Source organism: Candidatus Wallbacteria bacterium (assembly GCA_028687545.1).
In the GTDB taxonomy this organism is placed as follows: Bacteria; Muiribacteriota; JAQTZZ01; order JAQTZZ01; family JAQTZZ01; genus JAQTZZ01.
Genome location: JAQTZZ010000091.1, coordinates 1 through 7,404 on the forward strand (window position 1 = coordinate 1; position 7,404 = coordinate 7,404).

The following is a 7,404-nucleotide window of genomic DNA, read 5'->3' on the forward strand; positions in this document are numbered from 1 at the left end:
CGCCAGTCCTTTATGAGCTAAAACCATCGTGATCGCTGCTGTCAATGTCGTTTTTCCGTGATCAATGTGGCCGATCGTTCCCACGTTGACATGCGGTTTGTTCCGTTCAAATTTTTCCTTTGCCATCTTAACCTCCTGAGCTGGTTGCTTCAAAATAACTGAGCTCGCCTTTATAGCGGGCTATTATGTTTTTCGCAAAATTCGGGGGCACCTCATCATAATGACCAAACTGCATGGTGTTGGTAGCTCTCCCCTGCGCCCTGGAACGCAATTCCGTAGTATATCCGAATAATTCAGAGAGGGGCGCTACACCATCAATCACACTGGAGTTCTCACTCTTTTCCAGCTTGTCTATCTTTCCTCTGCGTGAATTAAGATCATTGATCACATCGCCGAGGTACTCTTCCGGGGTAATGATTTCAAGTTTCATGATTGGTTCCAGCAAGATAAAATCTCCCGAAAGCATGGCATTGTTAACAGCCTGTGTAGCTGCCATCTTAAAGGCAATCTCATTGGAGTCGGACTCGCTGTAATTAACACCCAGCAATTTCACGGTAGTGTCAATGACAGGAAATCCGGCCAGATTGCCTACCATTAAAGCATCCCTGCAGCCTTCTTCGATTGCACTCAGAAATTCTTCAGAAAGGTTGCCTGATGTAAGATTGGAATGGAAGATAAAACCAACGCCACGCTTGCTGGGCCAAAGCTCCACAGTCACTCCAGCGAAAAGTTTCTTGTTGCCGAGTTCCTTCTCAATCTGAGCCTCACCCTTTTGTCTGCTGACAATGGTCTCTTTATATGAAACCTGGGGTTTTCCCACATTCCCTTGAATTTTAAATTCCCGGAACAGCCTGTCCACAATAATTTCCAGATGCAGTTCACCCATTCCGCTGATCAATGTTTGTCCGCTCTCGGCATCGACGTATTTTTTGAAAGTCGGATCCTCATCACAGAATTTCTGGAGAGCCTCTTCAAGTCTCTGCTGCTCCTTCTGATTTTTGGCTTCAATAGCGACAGAAATCACTGGTTCCGGAAAGGCGATGGCCTCGTATGCGATCTTCCTGCCCTCAGTGCAGATCGTATGCCCTGTCTTACAGAACTTGGGTCCGATCAGCCCTACAATTTCACCTGAGTGGACTATTTTAAGTTCTTCCCTGTGATTGGCATGCATTTGAAGGATCTTGGCAATGCGCTCTTTTTTCCGGCTGTTGCAGTCGTAAATCATGGAACCGTTTTCAATTTTTCCTGAATAGATCCTGGTAAAAAGAAGTTTACCCATGTAAGGATCGGATACCACCTTGAAAACATACCCGCTGAAATCTTCATCGTCAGCGAGACGCCTGGAGGTTTTCTCCTCGTTCTTGGGGTTGATTCCATCGACTGTGCCGATGTCCTGTGGAGATGGGAGATAATCGATTACAGCATCGAGGAGCGGTTGCACACCCTTGTTCCTGAATGATGCCCCCCCGAAGACTGGGACGATTTTATGAGACAGGGTAAGTTTCCTGATCCCAAGTTTGAGATCCTCAACTGCAATTTCTCTGCCTTCAAGATAGGCTTCGGTCAGGCTTTCGACTTCACCGGCTACGACTTCCACGATCCGGTCACGATATTTTTCCACTGTTTCAGAGAGGTGCTCAGGCACTGGAGTCTCGCTCACAGCATGCCCATCATCTTCAGAAAACTGGAGCAGCTTTCGCTTCAGCAGGTCGATGACGCCCACGAACTGCTCATCTTCGAAATAAGGGTACTGCATAATTAGAGGATCAGTGCACAGCCGGGTTCTCATCGTATCTACAGCTCTCAGAAAATCGGCTCCAGTGCGGTCAAGTTTGTTGATAAAGGCGATCCTGGGTACTTTGTACTTGTTGGCCTGGCGCCAGACGGTTTCCGACTGCGGCTGGACTCCTGCCACACCGCAGAAGATCGCGATGGCTCCATCCAGCACCCTGAGTGATCTTTCGACTTCAGCGGTGAAATCAACATGTCCGGGTGTGTCAATGATGTTAATTTTAAAGGAATTCCAGATACAGGTGGTGACAGCTGAGGTGATCGTGATTCCCCGTTCCTGCTCCTGAATCATCCAGTCCATGGTGGCGGTTCCCTCGTCCACTTCGCCCATCCGGTAGATCTTTCCGGTGTAATAAAGAAAGCGTTCGGTGGTCGTGGTCTTTCCCGCATCGATGTGGGCCATGATCCCGATGTTCCTGACTTTCTCTATTGGGCAGTCGCGTCCCATGGTTCCCTCTTTACTCCTTAAAAGCGGAAGTGCGCAAACGCCTTGTTGGCTTCTGCCATTTTATGCGTATCTTCCTTCTTCTTGAAGGCAGTTCCTTCACCCTTGCTGGCGTCAAGCAATTCCTGCCCCAGTTTCTCCAGCATGCACTTGCCCTTTTTGGCGCGCGAGGCATTGATAATCCAGCGGACTGCCAGTCTGATCCTGCGGTATTCAGGTACTTCGATCGGAACCTGGTAGTTGGCTCCGCCGACGCGCCTGGATTTGACTTCGATCATGGGCATGACATTGTTCATAGCGATGTTGAAAACCTTCAACTTGTCTTCCGTTTCCTTGGTTTTCTCACAGGTATAGTCGATTGCGCCATACATGATCTTCTCTGCGATTGTCTTCTTGCCTTCCCACATCAGGCAGTTGATGAATTTTCCGACGATCGGGCTCTTGTAAAGCCTGTCACCAGGCATTTCTCTTTTTAAATGTAACTTTCTGCGTGGCATCTATATTCCTCCTTATGCCGCTTTCACCGGTTGCTTCTTAGGCCTCTTCGCTCCGTACTTGGAGCGACTCTGCATCCTGTCGGTAACTCCGGCGCAGTCAAGAGAGCCACGAATAATGTGATACCTTACTCCTGGAAGGTCCTTGACCCTTCCGCCTCTGATCATGACGATAGAGTTTTCCTGGAGATTGTGTCCCACACCGGGTATGTAGCACGTCACTTCAATCCCGTTGGTCAATCTGACCCTGGCGATCTTTCTGAGAGCAGAATTAGGCTTCTTGGGGGTCATGGTAGTGACCTTGACGCAGACGCCTCTTCTCTGCGGACTGCCCGACAAAGCCGGTGATTTCGACTTGTGGGCAAGGACTTCTCTTCCTTTTCTGACTAACTGGTTAATGGTCGGCACAAATACCCTCACTTTCCTTGATTTTTCTAACAAGTGTTCAAATTGTAGAGCCTGGTATGGCCGAGTGTCAAAGGTTTTTTTGCAATTCAGCCGGTACCGGTGACCAATTCCAACAGATTCAGAAAAAAAGTGGAGAAACCTCCTCCATGGAATTTCACTAAGGATGCCCTGCTTCATTCAGCGAAAAACAATTTTCAGATGCAAATTGTTTTTCGTCATTGTATACTGCTTCCATGCCAAACAAACCGGGACTTCCAAGGCTCTTCGGGCGTGAACGTGAACTCAGGGAGCTAGTGGAACTCTTCCCGACACAGAAAGTGATCATGATCGCCGGGTTGGCAGGGATCGGTAAGACCACTCTTTCACAGGTTTTTGCCGCTTCAGTCAACAAAATGGAAAAATACCGGGACAGGGTGCTGTATATCACCTGTAAAACCGGCTGGTCAGAAACAGACCTCTTCAGCGAAATACTCCGGATGGCCGGAGAACGTGGAGACGGGAAAAAATTTAGATCTTTGTCCGCTGCAGATGCGGCCAATCTTCTGGAAAAAAAATCCTTAGCCCTTTTTCTGGACGACTTCCATCTTGTGGAAAACGATGCCACCAGGGAACTGGTCCGGCTGGCCGAATCATTTGCAGACGGAAGGCTTGTGATTTCCACCAGGAAAAAGATCGAACTTCCTCCACTCGATCTGGTGAAAATTTTCCAAATTAAACTTGCCGGGCTTCCGGATTCAGATATTTTCCTGTTAATGGACAATCTTCTGAGATTTCATCATCTTCCGGATTTAGATCCGGACCAGAAAAGAAAAATATTCGAAATCACTGGTGGACATCCTTTTTCAGCCAAACTCCTGATCAGTCTTTTAATCTCAGGCGGATATTCCCTGGAATCTCTTCTGGAGGGCGATTTTTCGGAAAAACTGGAGCAATATCTGCTCTCGAAATTCTGGAATGGACTGAGTAAAAACGAACAGAAGACAGCAGAAACGATCTCTTTATTCAGGATTCCGGTCAAACCGGAGAAAATACTGCCACCCTGTGATGCGGAAAGTAAAAAATCCCTGGAAAAACTATTGAACAACTTTGTGCTGGAGCACAATCAACTGGGCCGGGTCTTCCTCCACGATCTGCTGAAGGAATTTATTGACAGACGTCTTTCAGAAACGGATAAGATTTCCCTGCACAAAAAAATCGCGGGGATCTATTTCGAAAATCCTCAGGCTGAAATTCAAGAATTAAAAGAGGCATATTATCATTATCAGGAGGCAGGTGCTCCGGAGAAATCGGTTGACGTGCTTTTAAGGCTTTGCAACGAACCAAGCCTGCTCGGTGCGGAAACGGAAAATTTTCTGCATCTGCTTGACCGGAATTTGAATGAAGGACTTGATAACCGCAAGCAGGAGCTGCTGCGATCCAAAATTGAGCTGCTGGTTTTTCAGAGGAAGTTCGACCTGGCAGAAGAATCGCTGGGACTGATTTCCGGCAAGACCGCCCGGAAATTCCTGAGAACTAAAGCCATCTTCGAAAAAGGGATGCTGCATAACGCCAGGACAGCTTTTGAGGATCTGCTGGAGGAAGTGCTGCCTGACAGGGAAAGATACGAAATTCTGCTGTCACTCGCTTCCTGCTGCAATACCCTGGGAGATTATGCAAAAGCTTCTGAATATTATCTGGAAATCCAATCAGATGAAGGCCCCACCCTCTCTCCACTGGAAAAAGCCAGATTCTTCGTCGAATATGGAGTATTCCTGTACTTCCGCGGCGATATCCGTCAGGCTCTCCATTTCGCCGCAACAGCTGAGGGGATTTACCGTGATTTCAATGTGCAGTATTTGCTTGCCCATGCTGTCTATACTCAAGCTCGATTTCTCACAGATCTTCAGGAGTATGAGAAGGCCTTGGAGTGCTTGAGAAGGTCCAGCATCATCAGGCTGGAAATAAAGGACTATCACGGTTACGCCTTTGACTGCAACGCCAGAGGAGATATCTTTTTTCTTCAGGGAAAGATTCAGGAAGCCATCAGAGAGAAGCAGGAAGGATTGAGTTACGGCTGCAGGGACAGCATGGGTTTCATCCAGGGCGTAATTCATAATTCTCTGGGTGATATTTACGTCCATACAGGCGACTGGGACGATGCGGAAGCCCATTTTCAGACATCCCTGGAAATGTTACCGAAAATCGACGATCCCTGGCGGGTGACATGGGCCAGGCAGAATTACGCCCAGTTCCTCCTGCTCCGCGGTAAAATCAGTGAAGCAGCCGGCCTGCTCGATCTCGTATCGGAATTTGCTGAAATCAGTTCCCAGCCGAAAATGCTTTCCATCCTGTATTACTTTAAATCCGTGATTTCCGGGCTGCAGCATCTGACATCCGAAAAAGACAGATGTTATCAGAAATTCCTTTTGAACATAGCCAGACTCCCACTCCCGGCTCAGGAAAAGCTCATGGCTGAATTAAAATGGTTTGCCGATCGAATCTCTGCCGAAAATGGGGATAACCTGTTCACTCTGTTAAGCCGAGAAGGCTGCAGAACAGTAAAAGAGCCGGAAACTCTGCCTTTCCGCTCCCAAAAAAGCAAATATGAATTTTTTGCGGACTTTGCCAAAAAAGAACTCTGGATCGACGGAAAGGAAATCGCCTTCTTCAAAAAAAGAGTGCTTGTGCCTCTTCTGTTCGCTCTGGCAAGCTCCCCAGGAACAGTTCTCAAACCTGGTGTGATATTCCAGAAAGTCTGGGCGCGTAAATACGACCTGGAGGCGGACGGCAGCACTTTCAGGATGACCATCACCAGGCTGAGAGCCATTCTGGGCGACGATGAACGCGGGCGTTTCATCCAGCTTTCACCCGAAACCGGCGGTTATTCCTTTAACAGCCAGTGTTCATTTTGCGTGATCTATCCAGCAAACCAGAATTTTCCAGAAGAAAAATGAATAAAAAAAAGCGGGTTTTATGACCCGCTGAAATTGGTGGGTATTACGATCCAAGGGAAAGTTTTACATCTGGTCCACCTCCGGATTTTGATCTAGTGAAGAACTGGCAATTGCGCCACTATAGGTTATTGTGGTAGGCATCGTTCCCACACGGGATTTCCCATATTCAATGTACATGAATCCCTTGTCCCCCCAGTCAGTTCCATGCGAGTTTTTCAGGATCCAGCAGCCGCCGTTGCCCATGCTGTCATCCCAACCTACTAAAATCACTGCATGGTTGATCTTACCCTGTGCATCATGATTATAAACGCCGCCCTTGTAAAAGCTGAAGTTATCGTCAGTGACCATGCAGCAGCAGATTGGACCGTATTCTTCAATGGCCTGCTTGAGCTTTTCAGGAGCAGGCGAAGTTTCCTGATTATTGTCGAAGATCTGCCATCCGGATATCCTGTAGGGTCTGGTTGCAGTATTTACGCATTCCGCATCATGCCCGGCATAGGGATAATCCTTTTCCAGAGCCACTCCCTTGTCCTGAAAATACTGGGCAGCATCCAGGAACCCCCCCTGGCAGCTGTAATGATTGCTGTTGCAGGAAATCAGGTCCTGCTCTGAAAGATCCACTTCTGTTTTTTCATTGATCATGATCTGGGATTCGAACGCGCCTGTCAGAGAAAATGCCCAGCAGCACATGGCGCTTCCCTGGCTCTTCACTGCACTTACGCCGTTCTGCTCCCGCCAGTCGAATCTGGCAGGCAGATTTCCCGGTTCTCCGCTTAATTTCAGTATACTGCAACGGACTTTTTCCGGAAGGTTCAACCCGCAGCAGTCTTCAAAATTCACGCCTGCCGGCATTGCCTCAGGAGACATCCTGTATGTCGCGTTCTCCTGCTTTGCAACTGCACAGGCGTGAAAAAAACGGACAGCCCTGTTCTCGCTGACTCCTTCAAGTGATAATGCCTGAGATACACCAAGACTGAATGCCAGACTGACGATTACGATGGTTTTTTTCATACTGCCCCCCTGTATACTTTCGCTTCCGCTGAGCCAATTGTGAAGCATTCCGTGGTAAAACGGAAGCTTTTTCCTGCTTCAATCTGCTTCAAATAGGGGAGTTACCTGATCCCGCTTCGCTCCAGCGCCCTGATTTCGTCCTGCCACTCCCGCCTTTTCGCGTCATCCGCAGTTTCAGGCAGCAGACTTTTCCTGGTGCAGTTCAGGAGAGCCTGCAGGGTCTGGTATCTTCTGGTATCTGTGATCGCTCCTGGAATGATGTCAGAAGCTATGGAAACCACTTCTTCAAGGGTGGCACTGTCTTTCTTTTCCGCAAACAGCC

Annotated in this window: 7 protein-coding genes; 1 reads left to right on the forward strand and 6 read right to left on the reverse strand. The window is 48.2% G+C overall.

Features of this window, described 5'->3' with window-relative positions:
• The 4 genes from PHW04_18740 to rpsL form a co-directional block, all read right to left on the reverse strand.
• On the reverse strand, positions 1 to 126 hold a 126-nt coding region (locus PHW04_18740; GenBank protein ID MDD2717931.1), incomplete at its 3' end, for a GTP-binding protein.
• Between the two features lies 1 nt (position 127).
• Complete coding sequence (fusA, locus tag PHW04_18745; GenBank protein MDD2717932.1) at positions 128 to 2,239, reverse strand: elongation factor G; 2,112 nt, start codon at positions 2,237 to 2,239, stop codon at positions 128 to 130.
• Positions 2,240 to 2,256: 17 nt separating this feature from the next.
• Positions 2,257 to 2,733 carry a 30S ribosomal protein S7 gene (rpsG, locus tag PHW04_18750; GenBank protein ID MDD2717933.1) on the reverse strand — a complete coding sequence of 159 codons (477 nt, stop codon included), beginning with the start codon at positions 2,731 to 2,733 and terminating at the stop codon, positions 2,257 to 2,259.
• Between the two features lie 12 nt (positions 2,734 to 2,745).
• Complete coding sequence (gene rpsL, locus PHW04_18755) at positions 2,746 to 3,138, reverse strand: 30S ribosomal protein S12 (protein ID MDD2717934.1); 393 nt, start codon at positions 3,136 to 3,138, stop codon at positions 2,746 to 2,748.
• 233 nt (positions 3,139 to 3,371) lie between these two features.
• On the opposite strand from rpsL, the gene PHW04_18760 reads away from it, so the two are divergent.
• Positions 3,372 to 6,071: an AAA family ATPase gene (locus PHW04_18760; protein ID MDD2717935.1), complete on the forward strand. Its 2,700-nt coding sequence runs from the start codon at positions 3,372 to 3,374 to the stop codon at positions 6,069 to 6,071.
• Between the two features lie 63 nt (positions 6,072 to 6,134).
• Here PHW04_18760 and PHW04_18765 read toward each other — a convergent pair whose 3' ends face one another.
• A complete protein-coding gene (locus tag PHW04_18765; protein ID MDD2717936.1) occupies positions 6,135 to 7,082 on the reverse strand; it encodes a C1 family peptidase in 948 nt (315 codons plus the stop codon).
• A gap of 101 nt (positions 7,083 to 7,183) precedes the next feature.
• On the reverse strand, positions 7,184 to 7,404 hold a 221-nt coding region (locus PHW04_18770; protein ID MDD2717937.1), incomplete at its 5' end, for a hypothetical protein.

Coding starts and splice junctions, on each gene's coding strand:
- fusA (MDD2717932.1), bottom strand. CDS start 2,239: ATGGGACGCGACTGCCCAATAGAGAAAGTCAGGAACATCGGGATCATG.
- rpsG (MDD2717933.1), bottom strand. CDS start 2,733: ATGCCACGCAGAAAGTTACATTTAAAAAGAGAAATGCCTGGTGACAGG.
- PHW04_18760 (MDD2717935.1), top strand. CDS start 3,372: ATGCCAAACAAACCGGGACTTCCAAGGCTCTTCGGGCGTGAACGTGAA.
- PHW04_18765 (MDD2717936.1), bottom strand. CDS start 7,082: ATGAAAAAAACCATCGTAATCGTCAGTCTGGCATTCAGTCTTGGTGTA.